This is a genomic window from Formosa algae (assembly GCF_001439665.1).
GTDB classification, from domain to species: Bacteria; Bacteroidota; Bacteroidia; order Flavobacteriales; family Flavobacteriaceae; genus Formosa; species Formosa algae.
Genome location: NZ_LMAK01000026.1, coordinates 1 through 25,129 on the forward strand (window position 1 = coordinate 1; position 25,129 = coordinate 25,129).

22 protein-coding genes and 1 pseudogene are annotated in these 25,129 nt (G+C 32.6%); 7 read left to right on the forward strand and 16 right to left on the reverse strand.

Annotated features, from left to right (window positions below):
- Both AST99_RS08900 and AST99_RS08905 read right to left on the reverse strand, forming a co-directional pair.
- Positions 1 to 469, reverse strand: a pseudogene (locus tag AST99_RS08900) (CDP-glycerol glycerophosphotransferase); the annotation flags it as partial.
- A 4-nt stretch (positions 470 to 473) separates the two neighbouring features.
- Complete coding sequence (locus AST99_RS08905; RefSeq protein ID WP_057781491.1) at positions 474 to 1,103, reverse strand: sulfotransferase family 2 domain-containing protein; 630 nt, start codon at positions 1,101 to 1,103, stop codon at positions 474 to 476.
- Between the two features lie 113 nt (positions 1,104 to 1,216).
- Here AST99_RS08905 and AST99_RS08910 point away from each other — a divergent pair, with 113 nt between their 5' ends.
- Positions 1,217 to 2,050: a glycosyltransferase family 2 protein gene (locus tag AST99_RS08910; protein ID WP_057781519.1), complete on the forward strand. Its 834-nt coding sequence runs from the start codon at positions 1,217 to 1,219 to the stop codon at positions 2,048 to 2,050.
- A gap of 36 nt (positions 2,051 to 2,086) precedes the next feature.
- Here AST99_RS08910 and AST99_RS08915 read toward each other — a convergent pair whose 3' ends face one another.
- On the reverse strand, positions 2,087 to 2,716 hold the full coding sequence (locus AST99_RS08915; RefSeq protein ID WP_057781492.1) for a sulfotransferase family 2 domain-containing protein: 630 nt from the start codon (positions 2,714 to 2,716) through the stop codon (positions 2,087 to 2,089).
- A gap of 7 nt (positions 2,717 to 2,723) precedes the next feature.
- Entirely contained in the window at positions 2,724 to 3,539 is an 816-nt protein-coding gene (locus AST99_RS08920) for a 2,3,4,5-tetrahydropyridine-2,6-dicarboxylate N-succinyltransferase (protein ID WP_057781493.1), read from the reverse strand.
- 141 nt (positions 3,540 to 3,680) lie between these two features.
- Here AST99_RS08920 and ruvX point away from each other — a divergent pair, with 141 nt between their 5' ends.
- The 4 genes from ruvX to mazG all read left to right on the forward strand — a co-directional run bounded on the left by ruvX (position 3,681) and on the right by mazG (position 6,565).
- A complete protein-coding gene (gene ruvX, locus AST99_RS08925; protein ID WP_057781494.1) occupies positions 3,681 to 4,091 on the forward strand; it encodes a Holliday junction resolvase RuvX in 411 nt (136 codons plus the stop codon).
- 507 nt (positions 4,092 to 4,598) lie between these two features.
- The gene (gene def / locus AST99_RS08930; RefSeq protein WP_057781495.1) at positions 4,599 to 5,189 is read left to right on the forward strand and encodes a peptide deformylase; all 591 of its coding nucleotides are present in this window, start codon (positions 4,599 to 4,601) and stop codon (positions 5,187 to 5,189) included.
- Positions 5,190 to 5,244: 55 nt separating this feature from the next.
- Positions 5,245 to 5,691 carry a DUF5606 family protein gene (locus tag AST99_RS08935; RefSeq protein WP_057781496.1) on the forward strand — a complete coding sequence of 149 codons (447 nt, stop codon included), beginning with the start codon at positions 5,245 to 5,247 and terminating at the stop codon, positions 5,689 to 5,691.
- Between the two features lie 100 nt (positions 5,692 to 5,791).
- Complete coding sequence (gene mazG, locus AST99_RS08940; RefSeq protein ID WP_057781497.1) at positions 5,792 to 6,565, forward strand: nucleoside triphosphate pyrophosphohydrolase; 774 nt, start codon at positions 5,792 to 5,794, stop codon at positions 6,563 to 6,565.
- Between the two features lie 215 nt (positions 6,566 to 6,780).
- Here the strand turns inward: mazG and AST99_RS08945 are convergent, their stop codons facing one another.
- From AST99_RS08945 to AST99_RS09000, 12 genes are all read right to left on the reverse strand, one after another.
- Positions 6,781 to 8,070: an NAD(P)/FAD-dependent oxidoreductase gene (locus AST99_RS08945; RefSeq protein ID WP_057781498.1), complete on the reverse strand. Its 1,290-nt coding sequence runs from the start codon at positions 8,068 to 8,070 to the stop codon at positions 6,781 to 6,783.
- A 211-nt stretch (positions 8,071 to 8,281) separates the two neighbouring features.
- The gene (locus AST99_RS08950; RefSeq protein WP_057781499.1) at positions 8,282 to 10,198 is read right to left on the reverse strand and encodes a DUF349 domain-containing protein; all 1,917 of its coding nucleotides are present in this window, start codon (positions 10,196 to 10,198) and stop codon (positions 8,282 to 8,284) included.
- 100 nt (positions 10,199 to 10,298) lie between these two features.
- Complete coding sequence (locus AST99_RS08955) at positions 10,299 to 11,036, reverse strand: shikimate dehydrogenase family protein (RefSeq protein WP_057781500.1); 738 nt, start codon at positions 11,034 to 11,036, stop codon at positions 10,299 to 10,301.
- The gene (locus AST99_RS08960) at positions 11,029 to 12,048 is read right to left on the reverse strand and encodes a DUF368 domain-containing protein (protein ID WP_057781501.1); all 1,020 of its coding nucleotides are present in this window, start codon (positions 12,046 to 12,048) and stop codon (positions 11,029 to 11,031) included. The genes AST99_RS08955 and AST99_RS08960 overlap by 8 nt, the downstream gene beginning before the upstream one ends.
- A complete protein-coding gene (locus tag AST99_RS08965) occupies positions 12,048 to 13,055 on the reverse strand; it encodes a DUF368 domain-containing protein (protein WP_057781502.1) in 1,008 nt (335 codons plus the stop codon). The genes AST99_RS08960 and AST99_RS08965 overlap by 1 nt, the downstream gene beginning before the upstream one ends.
- Before the next feature lie 55 nt (positions 13,056 to 13,110).
- Positions 13,111 to 14,496: a tetratricopeptide repeat protein gene (locus AST99_RS08970; RefSeq protein WP_057781503.1), complete on the reverse strand. Its 1,386-nt coding sequence runs from the start codon at positions 14,494 to 14,496 to the stop codon at positions 13,111 to 13,113.
- A 141-nt stretch (positions 14,497 to 14,637) separates the two neighbouring features.
- Positions 14,638 to 15,819 (reverse strand): aspartate aminotransferase family protein, encoded by a 1,182-nt coding sequence (locus AST99_RS08975; RefSeq protein WP_057781504.1) that lies wholly within the window; start codon positions 15,817 to 15,819, stop codon positions 14,638 to 14,640.
- A 1-nt stretch (position 15,820) separates the two neighbouring features.
- Positions 15,821 to 17,620, reverse strand: a complete 1,800-nt coding sequence (locus tag AST99_RS08980) for an OstA-like protein (protein WP_057781505.1) — start codon at positions 17,618 to 17,620, stop codon at positions 15,821 to 15,823.
- A gap of 127 nt (positions 17,621 to 17,747) precedes the next feature.
- Positions 17,748 to 19,019: an adenylosuccinate synthase gene (locus tag AST99_RS08985; protein WP_057781506.1), complete on the reverse strand. Its 1,272-nt coding sequence runs from the start codon at positions 19,017 to 19,019 to the stop codon at positions 17,748 to 17,750.
- A gap of 12 nt (positions 19,020 to 19,031) precedes the next feature.
- Positions 19,032 to 19,487, reverse strand: a complete 456-nt coding sequence (locus AST99_RS08990) for a Fur family transcriptional regulator (RefSeq protein ID WP_057781507.1) — start codon at positions 19,485 to 19,487, stop codon at positions 19,032 to 19,034.
- Between the two features lie 28 nt (positions 19,488 to 19,515).
- On the reverse strand, positions 19,516 to 21,732 hold the full coding sequence (locus tag AST99_RS08995) for a RelA/SpoT family protein (protein ID WP_057781508.1): 2,217 nt from the start codon (positions 21,730 to 21,732) through the stop codon (positions 19,516 to 19,518).
- Positions 21,733 to 21,808: 76 nt separating this feature from the next.
- Positions 21,809 to 22,486 (reverse strand): SIR2 family NAD-dependent protein deacylase, encoded by a 678-nt coding sequence (locus AST99_RS09000; protein WP_057781509.1) that lies wholly within the window; start codon positions 22,484 to 22,486, stop codon positions 21,809 to 21,811.
- A gap of 61 nt (positions 22,487 to 22,547) precedes the next feature.
- Here AST99_RS09000 and AST99_RS09005 point away from each other — a divergent pair, with 61 nt between their 5' ends.
- A complete protein-coding gene (locus tag AST99_RS09005) occupies positions 22,548 to 23,210 on the forward strand; it encodes a TrmH family RNA methyltransferase (RefSeq protein ID WP_057781510.1) in 663 nt (220 codons plus the stop codon).
- A gap of 96 nt (positions 23,211 to 23,306) precedes the next feature.
- On the forward strand, positions 23,307 to 25,052 hold the full coding sequence (locus AST99_RS09010) for a chondroitinase-B domain-containing protein (protein ID WP_057781511.1): 1,746 nt from the start codon (positions 23,307 to 23,309) through the stop codon (positions 25,050 to 25,052).
- Positions 25,053 to 25,129: the final 77 nt, after the last annotated feature.

Here is a 25,129-nt window from a genome sequence, read left to right on the forward strand (position 1 = left end):
TTTTTCCCGCCTCTTTTTTTGTAATTGGAAACAATGGATCGACTTTGCTCCAACCGGTTTCAATTACTTTAAAAGTATTGTGTTTTTTTTCTAACTGTTTAAATATGGTCGTAGTGCTAGGACCTTGAGTGCAGTATAAATCGAAAAAACCTCGAATTCTAAATTCGCTGAAAATATGTTTTTTAGAAGGTCTTTTTTGAGCTAAAAAACCATGAAACACTTGTGCTTTTAATCCCTTTAAAAAATCAGGAACCATATTTGTAATGGTTAATATAATATCTGGGTTATAACTAATAACTTGTTGAATAGTTTGTAGCGCATTACTTTTAGATTGGATAGCTTTTTTTCCATCCTGTTCGTCTGCAAACCATTTTACAGTATATCCGCGTTTGTTAATTTCTTCTTCTAGAGGATTACCAATCGGGATAGCATAGCTATATGATATGTATATTAAAAATTTATATTTCAACTCACTAAAATTTATAATTAAAAGTTTCTATATCTTCTGCAAACCAAGCAGCTACAATGTTTTTGGTTTCCTCATCATAATACTCTTTATAATCACTTGGTTTGGTTGAGTTCAGGTGAGGCAGATCCGGATTAATACCAATAGTATTTGCCACTGCTTTAAATTCTTCATTTAAATTTTCGAAATGCAGTATTTTATCTAAATCTATATCTTCATTATTATTTTTAAGCCAAAATACTTGTGGTGCAAATAATAGAGGTCTTATGCCATAATAGGATTCGTCTTGTTCAACAAAAACTTTGGTTACCCAATCTTTAAAAGAAATGGGATTATCTTTCATATTAGATTTATTTGTTTTTGTTCTGAATTTATATTGAGACACAACTTTTGCCCATGGATTTCTAACAACCGCAAACTTGTAAACATTATCCCATTTTTTTTGTCCGATGTATTTAATCACTTCTTTTACCGTTAAATGCTTACGATAAGCCTTTCCTGTAATACTAATAATACTAGTACCTCCGGTTTTTGCGATATGAATAAAGACAAATTCTTTATGTTCTCCTTTTTTGACAGGCGAATTAAAAAATAGACCAATACGATTATTGATTCTTTTATACAGTTTGGTGTCCATGTTAATAAATTATTAAGCAAAGATAACAAATTGTTTAAGCTTATTTTTTTTGTATTCGTTGTTCTTTATATAATTTAATTGAAGTAGACATGTTTAATTTAAAGACTTTAATTATGCCAGAAATATCAGTAATACTAAGTACCTATAACGCAGAAGCTTGGTTAGAAAAAGTTTTATGGGGTTATGAATGTCAAATTTTTAAGGATTTTGAAATTGTAATTGCCGATGATGGTTCGAGATCTAGTACCAAAGATTTAATAAACAGATTCCAAAATACTACGAGTTTACAATTAATTCACATTTGGCAAGAAGATGATGGTTTTCAAAAATCTAAAATTTTAAATAAAGCACTACTTGCTTGTAACTCAGAATATATTGTAATGAGTGATGGCGATTGTATACCAAGATTAGATTTTTTAGAAGTACATGCAAAACATAAACAACGCGGTTATTTTTTATCTGGCGGATATTTTAAATTGCCCATGGGCATTTCAAAAAAAATTAAAGAAAAACATGTGCTGTCTGGGAAATGTTTTAGTTTAAAATGGCTTAAAAAACAGGGCTTAAAATCGTCTTTTAAAAATAATAAACTGAATTCTAAAGGATTTAAATCTGAACTTTTAAATACCGTAACACCTACTAAAATGAGTTGGAATGGTCATAATTCTTCAGGATGGAAAGATGATATTTTGGCCATTAATGGTTTTGACGAACGTATGCAATACGGCGGACAGGATAGAGAATTGGGAGAGCGTTTATTTAATTATGGTATTAAATCTAAACAAATACGTTACAGTGCAGTTTGTGTGCATTTAGATCATAAAAGAGGGTATAATACCAAAGAATCTATAGCTAAAAATAAAGCCATTAGAAAATATACAAGAGATTCTAAAACCATATGGACCTCTTATGGTATTACTAAAGAAAGTATAGAGCTAACGGCTTAAGATTTTAATTTGTCTTTATTTCAATACTCTAGTATTTTAAAATCTATAATTGAATGTTTTTATGTCTTCTGCAAACCAGTCTGCGATTATGTTTTTTGTCTCTTCGTCGTAATACGATTTGTAGTCGCTAGGTTTTGTAGAATTTAAATGCGGAAGTTCAGGATCTATTCCAATAATCTGAGCAACTTCTCTGTACTCTTCATTTAAATTTTCAAACCTAATCACTTTATCCAAATCTATTTCACCTTGATTATTTTTTAACCAGTCTACTTGTGGTGCAAATAATAAAGGTCTAACATGGTAATAAAATTTATCTTTTTCAACAAAAACTTTTTTTACCCAATCTTTAAAATCTATAGGATTGTCTCCCATTTTAGATTTATTCGTTTTTGTTCTAAATTTATATTGCGAAACAACTTTAGCCCAAGGATTTCTTACAATGGCAAACGTATAGACATTATCCCATTTTTTCTGACCAATATATTTAATCACTTGTTTTACTGTTAAATGCTTACGGTGCGCTTTACCAGTAATACTAATCACACTTGTACCGCCAGTTTTAGCTATGTGTATAAATACAAAATTTTTTAATTCCCCTTTTTTAACTGGGGAATTAAAAAATAAACCAATGCGGTTGCTGATTTTTTTATAAAACTTAGTTTCCATTTAGTACTTAAACCGCTACATTATTATCGCGAAGAGCATTGTTTAAAGATGTTTTCTTATCGGTACTCTCTTTACGTTTACCAATAATTAATGCACATGGTACTTGAAATTCTCCAGCAGGAAATTTTTTAGTATAACTACCAGGAATAACTACTGAACGTGCAGGAACTCTACCTTTAGTTTCTACAGGAGTATCACCAGTAACATCTATAATTTTAGTACTCATTGTTAAAACAACATTAGCACCTAAAACCGCTTCTGTTTCTACATGTACACCTTCAACAACAATACATCTAGACCCTACAAAAACATTATCTTCTATAATAACAGGAGCAGCTTGTAATGGTTCAAGAACACCACCAATACCAACACCACCAGACAGGTGAACGTTTTTACCAATTTGTGCACAACTACCAACAGTAGCCCAAGTATCAACCATAGTTCCTTCGTCTACATATGCACCAATGTTTACATAACTAGGCATTAGGATAGTCCCTGCAGAAATGTAAGCACCATGACGCGCAACAGCATGAGGTACTACACGAATTCCTTTTTCTGCATATCCTGTTTTTAATGGAATTTTATCATGAAATTCTAATGGACCACATTCAATAGTTTCCATTTTTTGGATAGGGAAATAAAGTACAACACCTTTTTTTACCCATTCGTTTACTTGCCATCCATTTTCGGTAGGTTCTGCAACACGTAATTCTCCAGAATCTAAAAGAGAAACTACTTTTCTAATCGCAGTAATGGTTTTGTCTTCTGATAATAAAGCTCTGTTTTCCCAAGCTTCTTCTATGATAGATTGTAATTCTTTCATTATAAATCTTTAAGTTTTTTCAAATATACTTTTATAATTTATCTCCTTAAAACACAAAACATAAAAAAAACCTAAATCTTTATAGATAGAATCTATTATTCTTCTAATTCTTAACATTAACTTTGTCGAAAACAATAGAGCATGGCACGAGTTTTAGCATTAGATTTTGGGAAAGTAAGAACGGGAATTGCAGTGACAGATGAGCTTCAAATCATTGCATCGGGCTTAACTACTGTAAATACCAAAGAGCTTATTCCGTTTTTAAAAAATTATATTTCTGAAGAAAACGTGGAGTGTTTTGTAGTAGGCGAACCTAAACAAATGGACGCAACAGCTTCGGAAAGTGAAGCCTTAATTATTCCGTTTCTTCAAAAATTATCTAAAGCGATACCAAATGTTCCGGTAGTGCGTGTAGATGAGCGTTTTACCTCTAAAATGGCATTCCAAAGCATGATAGATGGCGGGATGAAGAAAAAACAACGTAAAAACAAGGCTTTAGTAGATGAAATTAGTGCCACTTTAATTTTACAAAGTTATTTATCTTCAAAATAAACCAAAATTTAATATAGATTTTTCCTGAAATTTACCCGCTTATCGAAAATTAATTAGCCTTTAGCTAAATTTTTTAATAAATACTGAAGTTAGCTTCTATATTTGCTTCAAATTAGTTAATGCTATGAACTATAATACCTTAATGTTTTTTGTCATAATTTTTGGTTTGTCCTCGGTTAAATTAAGTGCACAAACAAAAGATTTGAAAACAAACATAACCATTTCAACCACTATAAAGGATGTCAAACCTTTATTATCTAATTCGCTTCTCATAAGAGACGAAAAACCCTTAAAAATTGCCAATAGGCACAGTGATTTAATCAATCAAATTGTTAATTCTAAGATTAAATGCACACTAGACTTGTTTACTATTGTTAAAGATAAAGCAGACTGCTAAGTCTAAAAGATCTTAAAAATTTAATCTCTATCTTAAAGGAGTTTTAATATTATAGGCTATTAACGGTAAGAATTGTATTTTTGCATTTCAATTTTTTATAACGCACAGAAATGATTTTACCAATTGTCGCTTATGGCGATCCCGTATTAAAAAAAGTAGGACAAGATATAGATGCAGATTATCCTAAATTTAACGAGCTTTTGGATAATATGTTCGAGACTATGTATAATGCATTTGGGGTAGGACTTGCAGCGCCACAAATAGGTTTGCCAATTCGTTTATTTATAATAGATACTACGCCATTTTCTGAAGATGAAGATTTGTCTGAAGACGAGCAAAAAGAGCTAAATGGTTTTAAAAAAGTATTTATTAATGCTAAAATTACTAGTGAAGAAGGAGATGAGTGGGCATTTAATGAAGGCTGTTTAAGTATTCCAGATGTTCGTGAAGATGTGTTTAGAAAACCAGAAATTACGATTGAATATCTTGATGAAAATTTTGAAAAACATGTTGAAACTTTCGACGGTCTTATCGCGCGAGTTATACAACATGAATACGACCATATTGACGGCATTTTATTTACAGAGAAACTTTCAACATTAAAAAAACGTTTAATAAAAGGACGTTTAGACAACATTTCTAAAGGAAAAATTAGAGTGGATTACAAGATGCGTTTCCCAAAGCAAAAAAAGAGACGATAATATTTGTATAACACTGGCAAACACAAGATATTTGCCATCTTTTAAAAAATAAATTATGAGCTTAGATAAAGTATTAGCTATTTCAGGAAAACCAGGATTATATAAATTAATCATGCAAACGCGAAACGGATTTATCGCAGAATCTTTATTAGATAATAAAAGACTTTCTGTAACCATGAATCATAATGTAAGTGTGTTAAGCGAAATTGCTATTTATACATTAACAGAAGAAGTGCCGTTAAAAACGGTACTTACTACTATTGCTACTAAAGAAAACAACGGACCTTCTAGTGTGAGTCATAAAGACAGTAAAGATAAATTAGAAGAGTACTTTTTCGGAATCTTACCTGATTACGATGAGGACCGTGTATATCCAAGTGATATCAAAAAAGTAATTCAGTGGTATAACTTACTTCAAAAGAATGATCTTTTAGATTTTACTGAAACATCTGAAGATGATAGTGAAGAGGTAAACGAAGCACCTGTTTCTGAAAAAGAATAAATTCTATTACCATATAAACATATTAAAGTCCGACCTCGAGTCGGACTTTTGTTTTTATTACCTTTAACTCATCAAAATAATTTTATCTGTTATATACATTATGAATACACGCGCCCAAAAACTTCAAGCTTTCGATAGATTATTAACCATTATGGACGAGTTGCGTGAGCAATGCCCGTGGGATAAAAAGCAAACCATGGAAACGCTTCGCCATTTAACCATAGAAGAAACTTACGAACTTGGAGATGCTATTTTGGACAATGATTTACAAGAAATTAAGAAGGAATTAGGCGATGTATTGTTACATATTGTATTTTATTCTAAAATAGGAAGTGAAACTAAAGATTTCGATATTGCAGACGTTTGCAATGGTATTTGTGAAAAATTAATAAGTAGGCATCCACATATTTATGGCGATGTTAAGGTTGAAAATGAAGAAGATGTAAAACGCAATTGGGAAAAATTAAAACTTAAAGAAGGAAATAAAAGCGTCTTGCAAGGTGTACCTAATAGTTTACCTGCTTTAGTAAAAGCTAGCAGAATTCAAGAAAAAGTAGCAGGTGTAGGTTTTGATTGGGAAGAGCCGCAACAAGTTTGGGAGAAAGTAGAAGAAGAACTACAAGAATTTAAAGATGAAGTTGCCGTTGGAAATCAAGATGCTATGGAAGATGAGTTTGGTGATGTGTTATTTTCAATGGTAAACTATGCAAGATTTCTAAATATTAACCCCGAAAATGCCCTCGAACGCACCAATAAAAAATTTAAGAAACGATTTGAATATTTAGAACAGCAAGCAGCCTTGTTAAACAAGTCGTTACAAGATATGACATTAGCCGAAATGGATGTGTTTTGGGAAAAAGCAAAAAAACTTTAATTATTTTTATAATTCCGTAATCCAATTTCTCTTTTCACACGTATATATTAATAAGAGTGGCATAATTCTTCATAGGTTGAGATTAATAGCATAATCCTTACATTTTAAACTATGTCATTCAAAATAAGTTATTTCTATATAGGTTAGGGAATAATGGTTTAGTTAGTAATTTAATCCTACTTGATATGGTATGTCAAGTAGGATTTTTTTTGTAATTATCTCAGATTAGCTTCGTTCTCTGATTTAATTTTTTCTTTTGGTCTAATAATCATTCTAAAAGACTGATCTTTATTAATGTAATATCCCATCCAATCATAAAAGGCACGCATTCTATTTCTAAAATTCACAAGAGACATAATGTGTACAAAAATCCAAACACACCAAGCAATAAAGCCTTTTAAAAAGAATTTATGATCTGGTCCATCTGTTACCGCTTTATTACTTCCAATAATTGCCATAGAGCCTTTATCTGTATACTTAAAAGGCTCCCAAGTATTATTTTTTAAGTTTTTTCCTAAACGCTTTGCTTGCTGTATGGCAACTTGTGCCAATTGCGGATGCCCTTCAGGGTAGTTTTTGTCGCCAAAGACTAAAGATGTATCTCCAATGGCGTAAATATTTTTATAGCCTTCAACTAAGTTGTAGACATCGGTTTTTAAACGTTTACCACGACCGTAATTGTCTTCTTTAAACCCTTCGAAAGTACGGGCAGATATTCCTGCTGCCCAAATTAAGTTTCTTGAGTTTATTTGTGTGTCGTCAGATAGGTAAACAACATCATCTTTAAAATCTTTTACAAATGTATTTAGTTTAATAACAACGCCGTATTCTTTTAGGTTTTTATAAGTATAGCCTTGAGTCTTTTTAGACATTGCTGCTAATACTGCATCTTGTCCATCTATAAGGTATATATTACCTAAATCGCTGGTATTTAATTCTGGATAATCTTTAGCTAAAATGTGCGAACGCATTTCAGAAAACAATCCAGAAAGTTCAACACCGGTTGGTCCGGCACCTGCAATAACAAACGACAGTAGTGTTTTTCTTCTTTCAGGATCTTGTATTCTTGTAGCTCGCTCTAGACGTGTAAATATTACGTTTCTTAAGGCCAAAGCATCAGAAATAGTTTTCATTGGTAAACTCTTTTCTTCAATGTTTTTATTACCAAAGAAATTAGTCTCTGCACCAGAAGCCATTACTAAAATGTCGTAATTTAATTCTCCATTACTTAAAATAATTTTATTCTGATCTGGAACGACTCTAAGCAACTCGCCCATGTAAAATTTTACATTGTCGTGCTTTCTTAAAATCTTTCTGAAGGGATAACTTATAGCAGAAGGTTCCATAAAACCAGCAGCCACTTGATACAGTAAAGGAGGGAAAAAATTGTAATTATTTAAGTCTACTAAAATAACATTGTATTGATGTGCATGTTTAAGTTGATTGATAAATTCTAAACCTGCAAAACCACCACCAACAACTATAATTGTTTTCTTATTTTCCATGTTAATAAGTTTCAATATGTTGAATTAGCCTCAAAGATAATGTGGTTTTTTCTAATACTAGCTAATGTTATAATAAGATTTTTCGAAATCGTTTTCGAGTTTCTGTTTGTGCACTAAAGTGCTTTCTATTATGTTGTTTGTGTAATTTATGGGTAAAAAAAAACGTCCATTAAAATCATTTAATGGACGTTTATATAATTTATATTATCGCTTAGTACAAAGCTTTAATTTTACTCAGTTTTGTTTTCCATAGTTTTAAGTCGTCTTTATGTCTAGCAATATTTGCATGAACTTCTTTAACTAGAGGATTATCGTCTTTTACGTTTGTAAAGAACTGTAAATTGTTTTCTAACTGATTAATTTCAGCTTTAACTTCATCAATCTTTTTACGAATAAATAAACGCTCGTTGTCTAAGTGTCTGGTGTCTTCAGCATTATTAAGTTCGTCTAGTTTATTTTCAAACTTAATTAATTCAGCTTCGTTTTTATCTACTTTTACTTGTTTAAAAAGTTCGTCTAAAGCTTTATTAAACTTACCTTCTATAAAACGTTTGTTACTTGGTACACGACCAATAGCTTTCCAAGCTGTAATTTGTGCTTTAATAGTTTCTAGATCTGCGTCTTTTTCGTTTGTTAATTCTAAAGACTTCATAGCGTCTAGAAGTTCACTCTTAGCTTTAAAGGCTGCATTTTCAACTTCGTTTTCGGCATTCTTTTTAGAGTGTAATTTGTCGAAATACCCATTACAAGCCGCTTTAAATTGTTTCCAAATTTTATCACTGTCTTTACGAGGCACGTGACCAATTTTTTTCCAATCGTTCTGAATCTTTTTCATCAACGGTGTCGTTGCATCAAAATCATCATTGTCTTTATTGTCTTCGGCAATTTTTATTAAATCTAATTTTTTCTGAAGATTTTCAAACTGCTCCTTTTTTAAATCTTTGTAGAATACATTCTTCTTACGGTTAAAAGAACGAACGGTTTCTTTAAATTTTGCCCAAGTCGCTTCATTTACTTTTAATGGGACTTTTCCTGCGCTAAAAAAGGCTTCTCTTAACTGCTCAATTTCTTTAATTTTAGCTTGCCATCCGTTATGCGATTTTGCGCCTGCAATGGTTAAAGCCTCTATTTTATTGATAATCTCTGTTTTCTTTTCAAGATTTTTTTCATAGACCTCGTCTAATTGATTGTAATAGGCTTGGCGCTTATTATGAATAATCTTTGTCGCAGCTTTAAAACGGTTCCAAATCTCTTCTCTGTATTCTTTAGAAACAGGTCCTAATTCTTCTTTCCACATTTTATGAAGCACTTGTAACTCTCTAAACGAACGATTAGTATCGTCGTCTTGAGCTAATTCTTCAGCACGCTCTATAATCTTTAATTTTAAATCTAGATTGTGTTTAAAATCTAAATCTCTTAAATCGCGATTTAAGTGTAAAAAGTCGTAAAAAATCTCGACATGGTGGTGGTAACTATTCCAAGCATTATTGTATTTATCTCTAGGAATAGGCCCTGCATTACGCCACTGTTCTTGTAGGTCTTTAAAATGTTTATAGGTTGTATTAATGTTTTCTTCTACATTAATTAAACCTTTAATTTCTTCAATAATTTGTAGTCTGTTGTCTAAATTAGACTTTAAATTATTTTCTATATTTTTATAGTGAGCATGTAATTTACTTCTGTATTCTTTATACGCGTCTTTAAAGCGTTTTTGAATTGGACTAGAGTAGTAGAAGTCTATTTCGTTACCACCTTCATTAATAAACTCTTCTTTTTTCTCGTCTATTAACGAGTTAAATTTAGAATTGAATTCATTTTTAATACCATCAACATGTTCTTTAATGGCCTGAACTTTTTCACTTGATACTAATTTTTCAAGTTCGATAACCAATGCTTCTAGCGACATGCTGTCGTATTCCTTAAAAGGAATAGTATGTCTGTCGTTATTGCCTTCATCTTCGGCATCCTCGGCATTTGAAGCTTCGATTTCTTCAAAGACAACGTCTTCATTTTTTACATCTTCTGTTGAAGCTGTGATTTCTGTTTGTGAATTTTCTTCCGAAGTTGAAGCTTTTATTTGTTTTTCTTCGTTTCCGTCTACAGGTTGTAGGTTATCTTGCTCTGACATTTTAAAAAATGTTTGTGTATTAATATATTAGTCACTAAAGATACTAACAACTCTTATAATTACAAAGTGTTGTATAGTTTAAATGACACTGTTTATTGATTTATAAATCCCAGATTTCCCAAGATTTTTCTGCCTGATTTACAAGCATATTGTAACCGTTTAAAGTTGTTGCGTGATGAGCTTTCCCTTTTCTTAAAAATGTAGTCTCTTCCGGATTGTAAATTAAATCGAATAATAAATGTTCGGCAGTAATATCGTCATATGGAATATTCGGACAATCGTCTACATTGGGAAACGTTCCCACAGGCGAACAGTTAATAATTAATTTAAAATCTTGTAGACCTTCCTTTAACAATGTATCGTAACTTATCGTTTGGTCGTTTTTAGGAGTTCTTGATACATATTTAAAAGCAATTCCTAAATGTGTTAATGCAAAAGCAATGGCTTTGCTGGCACCACCTGTACCCAATATTAAGGCTTGATTATGATGTGGTTTTAAATAAGGTTCAATAGATTTTGTAAAACCATAATAATCGGTGTTACTTCCAATTAGTTTGCCGTCTTTGGTACGTTTAATTGTGTTTACAGCACCTATTTTTTTTGCATCATCGTCTAATTCATCCAAAAAAGGAATCACTTGTTCTTTATAAGGAATGGTTACGTTTAGACCTTTTACTTCTGGATGCTCTTTTAAAATGGAAGGAAATTCTGAAATATTATCTAAGTCAAAATTTTGATAGGTTGTATCTGTAATATTTAAATCTTCAAACTTTTTTTTAAAATATGTATTGGAAAACGAATACGAAATTTGCTTACCTAATAGTCCTAATTTATTCATGAGTAGTTCGTGTTTTTTCGCCGTATATTTCTAAAGCCAGTACAAGCCCAATACCTATGATAATTAAAGCAATGGCAACAAACGTTTCTGTATTTAATTCTGGAATATAGCGAATGTAATTAGTAATTACTTTAGATCCTGTAGAGTCTAAAGCGAGTTCTCCAGATTCTAATGTTTTAAAAACGGTCTGTTTCCAAGGCCAAACCACACCCAATGAGCCTACAATAAAACCGATAATAGATGCCATTGTAATACTCTTGTAATGTTTTAAAATATAGCTAAGCACATGAGAAAATGTAACCAGTCCTGTTAGCGAGCCTAAAGTGAATACACTTAAAACTTGTAACAAACGTATGCGTATAGGGTTATGTAGAAAACTAAAATCCCATTGAATAAGTTCTGCTACAGTATCATATAAAGCATTTACAGAATCGACCAGTAAGAGTACATAGTTTCCGAGTAATATTAAGATAAATGAGCCTGAAAATCCAGGAAGTGTCATTCCTGATACACTAATAATTCCACAAAAAAAGACAAACCACAGATTGTCGTTTTCTTTAGCAGGATCTAAAAAACTAATGCTAACACCTAGAATGGTACCTATAATTAAAGCGATAACCGTTTTGTAATTCCAATCTTCAAAATCTTTACTGATGTAGTAAATAGAGCCTATAATCATTCCGAAAAATACGCTCCATACATACAATTCATAATGTTGAATTAAATAATCCAAAATTTTAGAAATGCTGAAATAACTAATAATCATTCCTAAAAATAGCAGACTTAAAAACCGTCCATTTATATAACGGTATAAGCTTCTAAAGCGTCCATTAACAAGTAAAATTAAGGCCTTACCGTTAAATTTCTGAAGCGAATAAATAAACTCTTCATAAAAACCAGAAACAAATGCAACTACACCACCCGAAATTCCAGGAACCTTATTGGCAGCACCCATTCCTAGTCCTTTTAAGACCAAGAAAATCTTATCAGATAATGTTCTTGTGCTTTCCATTAACTTCTCTTAGTTCCTACTTTTTCTAAAATAAAGATAGTTAAAAATCCTGCAATCATTAAGCCTATTGCCGGTATTAGATGCGCGTCTATCTGATTCATGTCTGCATATACTGCAGGAAAAGTACTACGCTCTACTACCGTTTTATAAACCTCAGTAACTTGGGTGTGTTGTTCGAAAATAGAAAGCGTACCTAATTCAGATACTTCAGAGAATGGTAATATTCGTCCTGTCTCTTTTTCTAAAACAGTGGTTGTGAGTTTCCAAGGCCAAACTTTATTTAATGAACCAAAAATAAACCCAGTTAACACAGCTAATGTGATATTGTGATAATGTTTAAATAACCACTTTAGTAAGTGGCTAAAGCTTAATAAGCCGACCAAGGCACCTGACACAAATAAGATGATTTTCTTAACATCAAAATCGTGTAAAGCATCGCTTAGTGTTTTATAAGCTCCTAAGATAAGTAGGATAAAGGATCCGGAAATTCCTGGTAAAATCATTGCACAAATGGCTATGGCTCCTGCAAGAAATAGAAACCAAGGATTCTCTGAACTGTTTAAAGACGGTAACGTAGTAATATAATAGGCGAGTACTGCTCCAATGATTAGGCTGAGAATGGCAGCGATATTCCAGCGTTCAATCTGCTTTCCCACAAAAAAGATACTAGCTATAATGAGTCCGAAAAAGAACGACCAAATGTATATGGGATGATGCTCAAGTAAATATTTAGCAACACGCATAAACGAGATAAAACTTACAACAATACCAGAAAGTAAAGCCAGTATAAAATTTCCGTTTAGTTGTGTCCAAAACGCACTAAAACCCTCAGATTTTAAGGTTTTAAAAAGAGAAAGATTAATGCCACTAATGGTTGCAATAAGCTCTTCATAAATTCCAGAAATAAATGCGATTGTTCCTCCTGATACACCAGGAACAGCATCGGCAGCTCCCATTGCTAATCCTTTCAGAGAAATAATTAGATAGTCTTTTAATTGTCGTTGCATTTTTAGGTTTTAAATTCGAAACCCAAAGGTATAAATTTTACCCACATTGCACAGACTAATCTTTAGCTTTAAGGGCTTTTTTTACAAGTTTAGATTTGTACGTTTCTGGAAATAGTTCTTCTATAATAAAAACATATTCAGGGTTATAGTGCAAACCATTTTTTAAATGAAAAGATGCTTTTTCAAGTTCGTTGCCTTTAAAATATAAACCAGCTAAACGATATTCGATTTCGGCATTCTCTGGATAAAATTCTGCCGCTTGTAAAAGATTATAAATAGCAGCTTCAGGTTCTCCGATTTGTATTAAAATATCACAACGCGATAACCAAGTGTTTAATTCGTAGTTACCCAATTCTATTGCTTTTTTATATCCGTGTTCCGCCTCTTCTAAATAGTTTAAACGGTGATTAATTTGAGCAAATAATTTCCAATATTTTACATTGTCACCATCAATATTAATGGCTTTATTAACGTAATATAAAGCCTTCTGATAGTTTTTTTGTTTGCTGTAAAATCTTGTAATGGCTACCCAACCTTTATCCAATAAAGGGTCTTCGTGAACCGTTCTTTTAAAATATTTTATAGCCAGATCATTCTTATTCAACTTCTCGTAACAGTGTCCAATGCGTAATAAGGCAAAAGATGTTGGATCGTCTAATGTTAAAGAGGTGGTATAGCTTTCTATAGCGTCTTCAAAACGTTTTAATTTTTCAAGTACTTTACCTTTTTCAATATAAGCACCTACAAAACTATCGTCCGATATGATCGCAAAATCATATGCAGCAATGGCTTTTTTGTAACGCTTTAATGCGAAATATTGTTTGCCTAATTGGTGCCAACCAACTTCACTGTACGGGTTTTGATCTAAATAGAGGTTAAGATAAGTTATAGCTTCTTCATGTTGTTCCATAAATTCGAAACAATAGATCATGTTGTAAAGCGCAGAATAATCTTCAAGATCTTCTTCTAAACATTTAATAAAACTGTTTTTAGCTTCTTCAAACCGATCTAAGAATAAATATTCCATACCGATTAAAGAATATAAATCTGCCGTTTCTTCAGATAGGAGTATGGCTTTTTTTAAGACATCAATAGCTTGTTCGTGTTGATCTCTTTTAGATAAAATATTTGCCTTTTGAATGTAAATTTCTTCATTTTGTGGTTCTAACGTGTACAAATCGTTAAGCATAGAATCTGCCTGTTCTAGCTTATTTTCAAAAACAAAAACTTCTATTTTAAAAAGTTTTAAATTGGTACATGTTGGATGTTGATCTAAACCTAATTTTATAGCTTTTTTAGCCAATGCGATTTTTCCCAGATCTAAATAATAATGGATTATATTTTCAAATTCTTCTGAATCAAAAAATAAGACATGATTTGTCTTAAGCATTGATTCAAATTTTAATAAGGGTAATTCGTTGTTATTAGGACTGAACTCCATAGGCAGCTGTATATGGTTTCTTATACCATTAAATGTAATGCTCAAATTTAAGCATAATTAAAAAAAAAGGTAAATCTTTTCAACAAAGTAATCAACAGTATAGAAAAGTGAACTGGAAATAACGATTTATTTTATTAAAAATCAGTTGTTTATCTTGTTTAAGATGTCGATAAGTATCTTGCAACCCGCTTCTATTTCTGTGTTAGATATCGTTAAAGGTGGTGTTATTCGTATGGCTCTAGGTTCAAAAAGTAACCAAAATGCGATTAAACCTTGGTTTTGAGCTTCTAAAATCACCTGATTTGTAATTTCTGCACTCGGTGTTAAAGCGGCAAGCATTAAGCCTTTCCCTCGTATTTCTGTAATTAGTGGATGTTGTAATAAGCGTTTTATTAAGCGTTCCTTCTCTAAGGTTTCTGCCATTAATTCTGTCTTAACAACTTCTTTTAAGGTGGCTAAAGCTGCGGCAGCAATAACCGGGTGTCCGCCAAATGTTGTAATATGACCCATTTTAGGATGTTCTTTAAGTTGTGCCATTAACGCTGTAGAAGCGGTAAATGCACCAATTGGCATTCCGCCACCCAATCCTTTGCCTGAAACGACGATGTCTGGAACACAGTTGTAATTTTCAAAACCAAATAATTTCCCTGTACGGCCAATACCTGGTTGTATTTCATCTAAAATTAATAAAGCACCAACGGCTTCACACTTTGCTTTAACCTTAGTTAAGTATCCGTTTTTAGGTTCAATAAAGCCCGCTCCACCTTGTATGGTTTCTAAAATAACGGCTGCCGTTTTGTTGGTAATTTCAGCTAAGTCGTCTTCGTTGTTAAACGTTATAAGTTTAGTGCCTGGTACTAAAGGTCTGTATGCTTGTTTGCGTTCTTCATAACCCATCACACTCATAGAGCCCATAGTATTTCCGTGATAAGCATGTTTAGCAGCTATAATTTCACTACGTCCAGTGGCACGTTTGGCAAGTTTTAAAGCGCCTTCAATAGCTTCTGTTCCCGAATTCACTAAATAGGTTTGCTCTAATGGTTCTGGGGTGTGTTGGGCAATAAATTTAGCTAAATCTACTGCTGGTTTTTGGATGTACTCCCCATACACCATAACGTGCATGTATTTATCGACTTGATCTTTTATGGCCTTAACAACTTTAGGGTGACCATGACCTAAACTACATGCAGATACACCGGCTACAAAATCTAAATATGCATTTTGATTAGTGTCGTAGATATAAGAGCCTTTAGCATGCGATATTTCCATAGCCAAAGGGAATGGAGAGGTTTGTGCTTGATATTTAAAGAATGCTTCTTTCATCTTAAGGTGCTTTTTCTAATGTTGCAGGTGTTTTTAAATCGGGTTTTAAATTTTGAATTGAATCTTTAGAAGGTATATGTCTAGAGGCTTTAGATGGGTTTTGTAAGTTGTTTGATTTATTTGTTTCTTCGGCTTCTTCAGCACGATCAATTAACTGATCATCAAAAAACTCGTCTTGTGGCACATAGGGCTCTAAACCTTTTATTATAGGTAGATCTAAAGGCGGATCGTCTGTAAATAAATCTTCTACACTTTTAGGGCGCTCTTCTTCTCGCCAATCAAATCCGCTTAATTGAGTGGCATTGGCCGGGTATTTAGACTCTGGAAATAAGGTTCCATCTACCTGATTAATTTTTTTTAATTCTATAATCTCGTTACCTTCAAAGAACATGGATATGTTAGCCGATTTAGATTTTTCAATCCCAATTAATTTTTGTTCGTCGTTTCTGGCGTAATAAATGGATTCGGCATTTCTAATAATGTCGACTTGTTTTAATTGATTTTGATCGTTAAACAATCCGTATAATCTTTGTCCCTTAATTTGATTGAAGCCTTTACCAATAGTATCTTTACTAATTATAAAAGCATTTTCGAAAACGATAAGAGAATCCAATCGTTCTTCTTCAGCATTCGATTTAATATGAATCGTATCACCTGTCATCTGATTGCCAACATTCCAAATTATAGGTCGGCGCTTTACGGCAAAGTTATCTTTTGGTGCTAGTCGAGACAAATTTATAAGTTGGGTTAACCCCGTTTGCTGATCCATGTGTATAGAATCTGCTTTCCCACTCATATCCGATTTATACATTTTTACATTTCTAAACGCACGTGTAATTCTATGTTCTGGCTTTCCTGTAACCATTAAGGTGTCGCCATGAATATATAATGAATCGCGTTCTTGTACCGAAATGGCTAAAGCGCGTTTGGTTATAAAAACAGAATCTTTTGCTCTATACACTTCTGCATAATGTCCCTTAATAACACTATTATTTAGTGTATCTGTAACCGTGATGTTATTGGTAGCAGAGGCAAAATTCTTGTTTCTATCAAAATATAAACTGTCGCCTTTTATAGTACGGTTATCATAATCTATTTTAGAGTTTTTAATAAAGTACCCCATGTCACTTTTGGTATCGTAAAAACCACGCTCGCAATATATTTTAGATGTTTCGCCTGTAATTGTACTTGGGCCGTACATGTAAGCTAATGCATTTTCTGTATAATAATCTAATTGTTCTGTTTCTAAAATGTATTGGGGATTAACAAGTTTTACCTTATTAACAAACTGGTATTTTTTTACATCCATATAATACCTTCCAATGGTGCTGGTGATTGTTCCTGAAGAATCTCGAACTACTTTTCCGCCAGTTTTGTAAAACGATTGTTGTTTTGCCCGATCAAAATATAAGGTGTCTGTGGTTAAAACCGAACTAGGTTCTGTTAACACCACATCTCCGCTGGCAAAAGCTAATTTTGTTTTTCCGCTATATTCTACATATTTGGCATCCATATTAATGGTGTCGCCTTGTTTCATTTTAACGTTACCGTAGGCTTCAATAAAATCTTCTTTGCTGTAAAATATGGCCTGATCGCACCACATATTTACACCTTCGTGTATAATATGAATCTGTCCAGAATCATCTCTAGTTAAGACTTTAGCACCAGGATATTTAGTTTCGCTAGTCGTTAAAAATCCAGAGTATTCTATTTTAATACGTTTTTGTTCCTGAGCTTGAAGCGAGGTAACTGCAATAAAAAAGAATACAAAAAATATATAGTGTATTTGAAATGTTTTCAATTTAAAATATTTGAGGCAAAAATAAGGATATAAATGATTTTCGATAATGATTTGTAAAACATTTAAGATAAAAAAACCTGCTTAAAATAAGTCTAAGCAGGTTTTTATAAAGTTGTAAAACTAAATGTTATCTAAAAATAGTTTCTTTTCTATCTGGTCCTACAGAAACAATGGTAATAGGTGTTTCTAATTCTTTTTCTAAAAACACGATATAATCGTTTAAGGCTTTTGGAAGCTGAGAATCGTCAGACATTTTAGTTAAATCTTCGCTCCATCCAGAAAATTCTGTGTAAACAGGTTCTACATTTTCAGGCTCGATGTTGTAAGGGAAATGTTCTATAACTTCACCTTTATATTTATAAGCTGTACATACTTTTAATGATTTAAATCCTGATAACACATCAGCTTTCATCATCATTAATTGAGTAACGCCATTTACTTGACAAGCATATTTTAAAGCGACAAGGTCTAACCAACCACAACGACGTGCACGTCCTGTTGTTGCTCCAAACTCATGTCCAACTTTAGCCATAGTTGCACCATCTTCGTCGAATAATTCGGTAGGGAATGGGCCAGATCCAACACGAGTTGTATAGGCTTTAAAAATACCAAATACTTCTCCGATACTGTTAGGCGCTACACCTAAACCAGTACAAGCACCAGCGGCAGTTGTATTACTAGATGTTACGAATGGATATGTTCCGAAGTCGATGTCTAATAGTGAGCCTTGAGCACCTTCTGCAAGAATTGTTTTTCCTGATTTTTGAGCTTGGTATACATACTCTTCTGAATCAATGAATTTTAAAGATTTTAAAACTTTTACAGCTTCAAAAAATTCAGTTTCAAGTTCTTTTAAGTCGTATTGAATTTCAGCATTGTAAAAATCAATCATAGCTTCGTGCTTATCTGCTAAAGCTCTGTAACGATCTTTCCAATCTTCTAATTCTAAATCGCCTACACGTAATCCATTACGTCCGGTTTTGTCCATGTAAGTTGGTCCAATACCTTTTAAAGTCGATCCAATTTTTGCTTTTCCTTTAGAGGCTTCACTTGCTGCATCTAATAAGCGGTGCGTTGGTAAAATAATGTGTGCTTTACGAGAGATAAGAAGTGTTTTTCTGTAATCTACATCTTGCTCTTCAAGCTTATCTAATTCTTTTTTAAATATTACAGGATCTATAACCACACCGTTACCGACTAAATTCATAGCATCTCCGTGAAAAATTCCTGAAGGGATAGTGTGTAAAACGTGTTTTTTACCGTTAAACACTAAAGTGTGTCCTGCGTTTGGTCCCCCTTGAAAACGGGCAATAACATTGTATTTAGAGGTAAGAACGTCAACAATTTTTCCTTTGCCTTCGTCTCCCCATTGTAACCCTAGTAGTAAATCTACTGCCATTATAAAAGTATATTATTTGGTTGTTGTTTTTCTGTTGCCATAAAAATATAGCGAATGATTTTTTATTTCAATATCAAAAACTTCTTCGATTGTTTTCTTTATAGATTGAATTCTTGGATCGCAAAATTCGATAACTTCACCGGTATCTGTTAAGATAACGTGATCGTGTTGTTTATCGAAATACGATTTTTCGTAATGTGCTTGATTTTGACCAAACTGATGTTTTCTAACTAAGCCACAACCTAATAGAAGCTCTATAGTATTGTAAAGGGTTGCACGACTAACACGATATTTCTTGTTTTTCATGTTTAGATATAGTGATTCTATATCGAAATGAACTTCACTATCGTAAATTTCTTGAAGTATAGCATAACGTTCAGGTGTTTTTCTATGACCGTTATCTTCTAGGAATTTGGTGAAGACATTCTTTACAATGTCCTGATTTTTTGTATCTGATTTTAAACTCATAATTTCAACCGCAAATTTACATATATTTTTAGACTCTAGACACTTTATCTATACCATTAATTTTTTTTAGATTCGTAACTAATTTATTCAGCATTGAATTATTCTTTACAATTACATTCAGTTTCCCTGAGAATAGTCCATCATTTGTTTTAAAACTTATACTTTTAATATTGACGTGCATGTTTGATGAAATGATTTTTGTAATGTCATTTACAATACCAATATTGTCTATTCCCGATAAAATTAATTGCGCAGAATATGCTTGTTGTGACGAATCAATCCATTTGGCTTGAATAATTCTATATGCGTAATTAGATTGCAAAGATACGGCATTTGGACAGTTTTTCTTGTGTACTTTGATGCCTTCGTTTACAGATATGAATCCGAATACTTGATCTCCCGGAATTGGATTACAGCAATTAGAGAGTTTATAATCTAATTTTTCTTCTTCCGCTCCAAAAACAAGTAAATCGTATTTTGAAGTGACTTCTTCTTTTTCAAGCTCTTCCTTAGAAACATTTGCACGACGTGTTATTTTATTTTTAAAGAAACTAACAAGTGCATTGCTTCTAGAAGATGCATAAGATTTTAACATGGTGTTGTCTATTGCACCAATACCTATGCGGTAAAATAAATCTAAACTGGTTTTTAATTTAAAAAAATGAACCAATTCGTTAACCGATTTTTCATTAAGATCTATTTTAAGTTGTTTTAATTTACGTCTTAAAATTTCTTTACCATCTTCACCAATACTTTTTTTGTCTTCTTTTAAAGCAGATTTAATTTTACCTCTAGCTTTAGCAGTTGTGGCATAATCTAACCAGTTTGCATTGGGTTTAGAACTGTCTGATGTTAATATGTCTACTTGATCTCCGCTATTAAGTTTATAACTAAGCGGGACTAACTTACCGTTTACTTTAGCACCACGAGTACGCATACCAACTTCGGTATGTATATTGAATGCAAAATCTAAAGGCGTGGCATCTTTAGGTAAAGATTTTAAATCGCCTTTAGGTGTAAAAACAAAGATTTCTTTAGAATATAAATTGAGTTTAAATTGCTCAACAAAATCAACCGCATTGGTTTCGTTACTTTCTAAGGCTTCTTGTAATTTTGCAACCCAAGTATCTAAACTGTCTTCTTTAGTATCTCCTTGTTTGTATTTGTAGTGAGCCGCGTAACCTTTTTCTGCGATTTCGTTCATGCGCTCACTTCTTATTTGTACTTCTACCCAACGCCCTTTTGGTCCCATTACAGTAATATGCAAGGCCTCGTAACCTGTAGATTTAGGTGAAGAAATCCAATCTCTTAATCGAATAGGGTTTGGACGAAAATGATCTGTAACTATAGAATAAATTTTCCAAGCCAAGAATTTTTCATTGGCAGTATCACTTTTATATATAATCCGAACGGCAAATTTATCGTAAACTTCGTCAAAAGATACGCCTTGCTTCATCATTTTTCTACGGATAGAAAATATGGATTTCGGACGTCCTTTTATGGTGTAGTGTAAACCTTCCTTGTCTAAAGATGTTTCAATTAACTCGTTAAACTCTCTAATGTATTCGTCTTGTTCTTCTTTACTCTCTTTTATTTTATTCAGAATATCGAAATACACTTCAGGTTCTGTATATTTTAAACCTAAATCTTCTAATTCTGTTTTTATATTATACAGTCCAATACGGTGTGCTAGAGGGGCATAAATGTAAAGCGTTTCGCTGGCAATCTTAATTTGTTTGTCCGGACGCATAGAGTCCATAGTTTGCATATTGTGCAAACGGTCTGCTATTTTAATAATAATAACACGAACATCATCATTAAGTGTAAGAAGCATTTTACGGAAATTTTCCGCTTGTAAAGACACATCTTCCATGTCTTTTTGCATCGAAGAAATTTTAGTTAATCCTTCTACAATTACAGCAACGGTTTTACCAAAAAGATTTTCAATATCTTCTATGGTGTAATTCGGATTATCTTCTACAACATCATGTAAAAGGGCAGCAGCAATACATGTTGCATCTAGACCAATTTCTTTAGCAACTAAACGTGCAACCGCTATGGGATGAAAAATATAAGCTTCACCAGATTTTCTGCGTTGTTCGCTATGTGCTTCTACAGCAACATCAAACGCCTTACGAATTAGTTTTTTATCATCGTCTGTTAAGGTGCGATAACTAACTTTTAAAAGGTCTTTGTAAGCTTTTGCAATGGCTGCATTTTCTTGTTCTATTTCGGCATCTGTCATCAACTAAAAGTAGTATAAAGAATATTAATTTACAACAGTTTTAATCTTTTTCGATTGAAGTATTTCTGTGTTGTGTTTATTGAGAAGATAAAGCTTTTATTACGGTTTTCATACCTGTAGATGCTTTTTCTTTTATGGTTGTAACGTATTTATCGTGTATGTCTGCAGGCTTAGGGTCTATATAAAATATAGGCGTTCCAGACTTTACAAAATCTTTTAATCCTGCTGCAGGATACACTTGCATAGATGTGCCCACAATAATTAAAATATCGGCTGTTTTACAAATTTCTATCGCCTCATCTATCATAGGTACAGCTTCTCCAAACCATACTATATGAGGTCTAATTTGGTGACCTTGGGCACATAAATCGCCTAGTTTCATATCTGTATTCCAAGGAAGAATATCATTGTTTTTTATACTTCTTGCTTTTAATAATTCGCCATGTAAATGGATAACGTTTGTGCTGCCTGCGCGTTCGTGTAAATCGTCTACATTTTGAGTGATAATAGTCACTTTGTAATCCTGTTCTAATGCGGCTAAATCGAAATGAGCAGAATTAGGTTTAACCTCAAGAAGTTGTTTCCGGCGTTCGTTATAAAAAGTTAAAACCAATTCTGGATTTTTAGCAAAACCTTCTGGAGTAGCCACATCCATAACATTGTGACCTTCCCATAATCCATCGGCATCTCTAAAGGTTTTTAAACCACTTTCGGCACTTACTCCAGCGCCACTAAGTACAACTATATGTTTCATTAGTTAAAAATAAGAAATCATTTTTATAAATTAGAAGATTCATAATACTGAATTTATATTCATGATCGATTTAAAACTTCTAGAACATTTAGAGACTATTATAACGCCTAATCGCAAAGCCCGATTTGATGCTGTTTTACCACAACGCACCAAACATTTTACGGTCGCAACAGAAGACGTTTATCAATTACATAATACCAGCGCAGTGATACGAAGTTGCGATGTTTTTGGTATTCAAGAAGTGAATATAGTTGAAGAGCGAAACTCCAAACAAATAGATCGAGAGATTGCTATGGGAGCACAGAAATGGGTCGATCTTAATCGCTACAATCATGTGAAAGATTGTATTACAGATTTAAAACAAAAAGGCTATCAGATTGTAGCGACTACGCCACATGAAAACGATTGTGAATTACATGATTTTGATGTTACAAAACCGTCCTGTTTTTTCTTTGGAAGAGAAACAGAAGGCTTATCTCAAACTGTTTTAGATGAAGCAGATTGCTTTTTGAAAATACCTATGGTAGGATTTACAGAGAGCTTAAATATTTCTGTTTCTGCAGCTATTATTTTACAACATGTAACGACTAAATTGAAACAAACAGATATCGATTGGCGACTTTCTGAAGCAGAACAAGTAGAAAAACGTATGGATTGGATTAAAAAAACGATTAAAAGTTACGATGATGTTGTGACTCATTTTTACAAGCAAACCAATATCTAATACGAGGTAATTTGGTTTGATTTTTGATTTATATTCGAAACTAATTATGTAACAACCTAAAGTCTAATTAATACGACTATTTATAAACAAACAACTATGACAATAACTAAACTATCTAATGTCTTAACAATTATTGTACTTGTATTTAAGCTGTCTACTTACGGACAAGTAGTAAGTACAACTGCAGCATTAGAGTCTGCTATTTCTAATGCAACTGCAGGAACAACAATTACACTTGCAGATAAAACATGGAGTAATGTGCAGCTCAGTATTAATAAAATAGGAACAGAAAATGAGCCTATAACAATACAGGCAGAAACTCCTGGAAGTGTTTTTTTTGAAGGAAATTCTTATGTGAAAATGGGAGGCGCATACATTATATTTAAAGATGTGGTGTTTCAAAACCCTTCAAATTTAGATACAGATATTCCTGTTATTGAATTTAAATCGTCTAACGATTGTAATCATTGTACGGTTACCAATATTCAAATAGACTCGTATAATGGTACAACAGCTCAAGAAGAAGATACATTTAAATGGATTTTATTACGCGGAACAAATAATGAAGTAAGTTATTCTTCATTTATAGGGAAACATGGCGTAGGTAGTATAATAAATGATAATAGAAGTTCTACAGAGGCTAATTATCATAAAATTCATCATAATTATTTTGCCGATCGTACACCTGTTGGCGAGATTAATGATTTAAACGATCAAGATGCCATTAGAATAGGAAGTAGTTCTACATCATTATCAGATTCTTATACCGAAGTTTACAATAACTATTTCTATAATTTTAGCGGTGAAATTGAAGTGATTTCTAATAAAAGTGGAAAAAATAAATACTATAATAACACATTCGATGATTATCAAGGAGCCTTAACACTGAGACACGGAAATGGTTGCGAAGTGTATAATAATTTCTTTTTTGCTAATAAAAATGTTTTTAGTGGTGGAATACGTGTTATGGGAGAAGATCACTTAATTTACAATAATTACATTGAAGGTGTTAACTCTAAAAAACCAGACGGCTCTACATCTGGAGGAACCGGAGGGATTAATGTTTCTAACGGAAAACCAGACAGTGCATTAAACGAATATTATCAGGTTAAAAACGTAAGTATTGTAAATAATACACTTGTAAACTGCGATTATGGACTGCGAATTGGGACTAAAATAAAAAGTACAAATACGCTTGCTCCAGAAAATTTAATAGTAGCCAATAATGTAATTTACGAAAACACCACCAAAGCTATTCAACTTACGACAGCTCCAATTGGAGATGCTTCTATAATGGAAGGGAATATTAAACAAAACGGATCTTGGGATATTACTACAGATACTAATGATAACATCAGTGTAAGTTCGGGATTGTTGGGGTCTAATGCTACATTTTATTATATTGTAAGTGGGAGTGCTGCGATTGATGCAGGTATTGGATCGTATGCGTTTTTAACAACAGATATTCTTGGTGGTCCTAGATCTGCATCTTTTGATACTGGTGCAGAAGAATTAAATGCAGGAGGCGATATGTTTCCTTATTCACAATCAGATATTGGTGTAACAGTTGGATTCGGAACGGATAAAACTTTAGGATTAGGAGATATCATAAAATTAGAACAACAGCTTAAAATTTATCCGGTGCCATCTCAAGGTGCTATTTTAAATATTGCTTTAGGAAATCAAACTTTAGGCTTGGTGGAAATTTCAGATATGGCTGGACGATTAGTTCTTGCAAAAATCTTTAATACATCTAAAGCAGAAATAGATATTCAGAATTTTAAAACAGGAACTTACATTGTAAAAGTACAAGAGGTCTCAAAAAAAATAGTGATAAAATAAAGGGTAAATTTTTTCAGCCTATTTATTCTTAAAATGTAATTATTTAGAGGTTAATTTTAATCAAAAAAAAACAGGCT

Coding starts and splice junctions, on each gene's coding strand:
- AST99_RS08935 (WP_057781496.1), top strand. CDS start 5,245: ATGAGCTTAGATAAAGTATTAGCTATTTCAGGAAAACCAGGATTATAT.
- AST99_RS08995 (WP_057781508.1), bottom strand. CDS start 21,732: ATGACAGATGCCGAAATAGAACAAGAAAATGCAGCCATTGCAAAAGCT.
- AST99_RS08955 (WP_057781500.1), bottom strand. CDS start 11,036: ATGAATAAATTAGGACTATTAGGTAAGCAAATTTCGTATTCGTTTTCC.
- AST99_RS08965 (WP_057781502.1), bottom strand. CDS start 13,055: ATGCAACGACAATTAAAAGACTATCTAATTATTTCTCTGAAAGGATTA.
- AST99_RS09005 (WP_057781510.1), top strand. CDS start 22,548: ATGATCGATTTAAAACTTCTAGAACATTTAGAGACTATTATAACGCCT.
- AST99_RS08970 (WP_057781503.1), bottom strand. CDS start 14,496: ATGGAGTTCAGTCCTAATAACAACGAATTACCCTTATTAAAATTTGAA.
- AST99_RS08905 (WP_057781491.1), bottom strand. CDS start 1,103: ATGGACACCAAACTGTATAAAAGAATCAATAATCGTATTGGTCTATTT.
- AST99_RS08920 (WP_057781493.1), bottom strand. CDS start 3,539: ATGAAAGAATTACAATCTATCATAGAAGAAGCTTGGGAAAACAGAGCT.
- AST99_RS08910 (WP_057781519.1), top strand. CDS start 1,217: ATGCCAGAAATATCAGTAATACTAAGTACCTATAACGCAGAAGCTTGG.
- AST99_RS09010 (WP_057781511.1), top strand. CDS start 23,307: ATGACAATAACTAAACTATCTAATGTCTTAACAATTATTGTACTTGTA.
- AST99_RS08945 (WP_057781498.1), bottom strand. CDS start 8,070: ATGGAAAATAAGAAAACAATTATAGTTGTTGGTGGTGGTTTTGCAGGT.
- ruvX (WP_057781494.1), top strand. CDS start 3,681: ATGGCACGAGTTTTAGCATTAGATTTTGGGAAAGTAAGAACGGGAATT.
- def (WP_057781495.1), top strand. CDS start 4,599: ATGATTTTACCAATTGTCGCTTATGGCGATCCCGTATTAAAAAAAGTA.
- mazG (WP_057781497.1), top strand. CDS start 5,792: ATGAATACACGCGCCCAAAAACTTCAAGCTTTCGATAGATTATTAACC.
- AST99_RS08975 (WP_057781504.1), bottom strand. CDS start 15,819: ATGAAAGAAGCATTCTTTAAATATCAAGCACAAACCTCTCCATTCCCT.
- AST99_RS09000 (WP_057781509.1), bottom strand. CDS start 22,486: ATGAAACATATAGTTGTACTTAGTGGCGCTGGAGTAAGTGCCGAAAGT.
- AST99_RS08985 (WP_057781506.1), bottom strand. CDS start 19,019: ATGGCAGTAGATTTACTACTAGGGTTACAATGGGGAGACGAAGGCAAA.
- AST99_RS08915 (WP_057781492.1), bottom strand. CDS start 2,716: ATGGAAACTAAGTTTTATAAAAAAATCAGCAACCGCATTGGTTTATTT.
- AST99_RS08960 (WP_057781501.1), bottom strand. CDS start 12,048: ATGGAAAGCACAAGAACATTATCTGATAAGATTTTCTTGGTCTTAAAA.
- AST99_RS08990 (WP_057781507.1), bottom strand. CDS start 19,487: ATGAGTTTAAAATCAGATACAAAAAATCAGGACATTGTAAAGAATGTC.
- AST99_RS08950 (WP_057781499.1), bottom strand. CDS start 10,198: ATGTCAGAGCAAGATAACCTACAACCTGTAGACGGAAACGAAGAAAAA.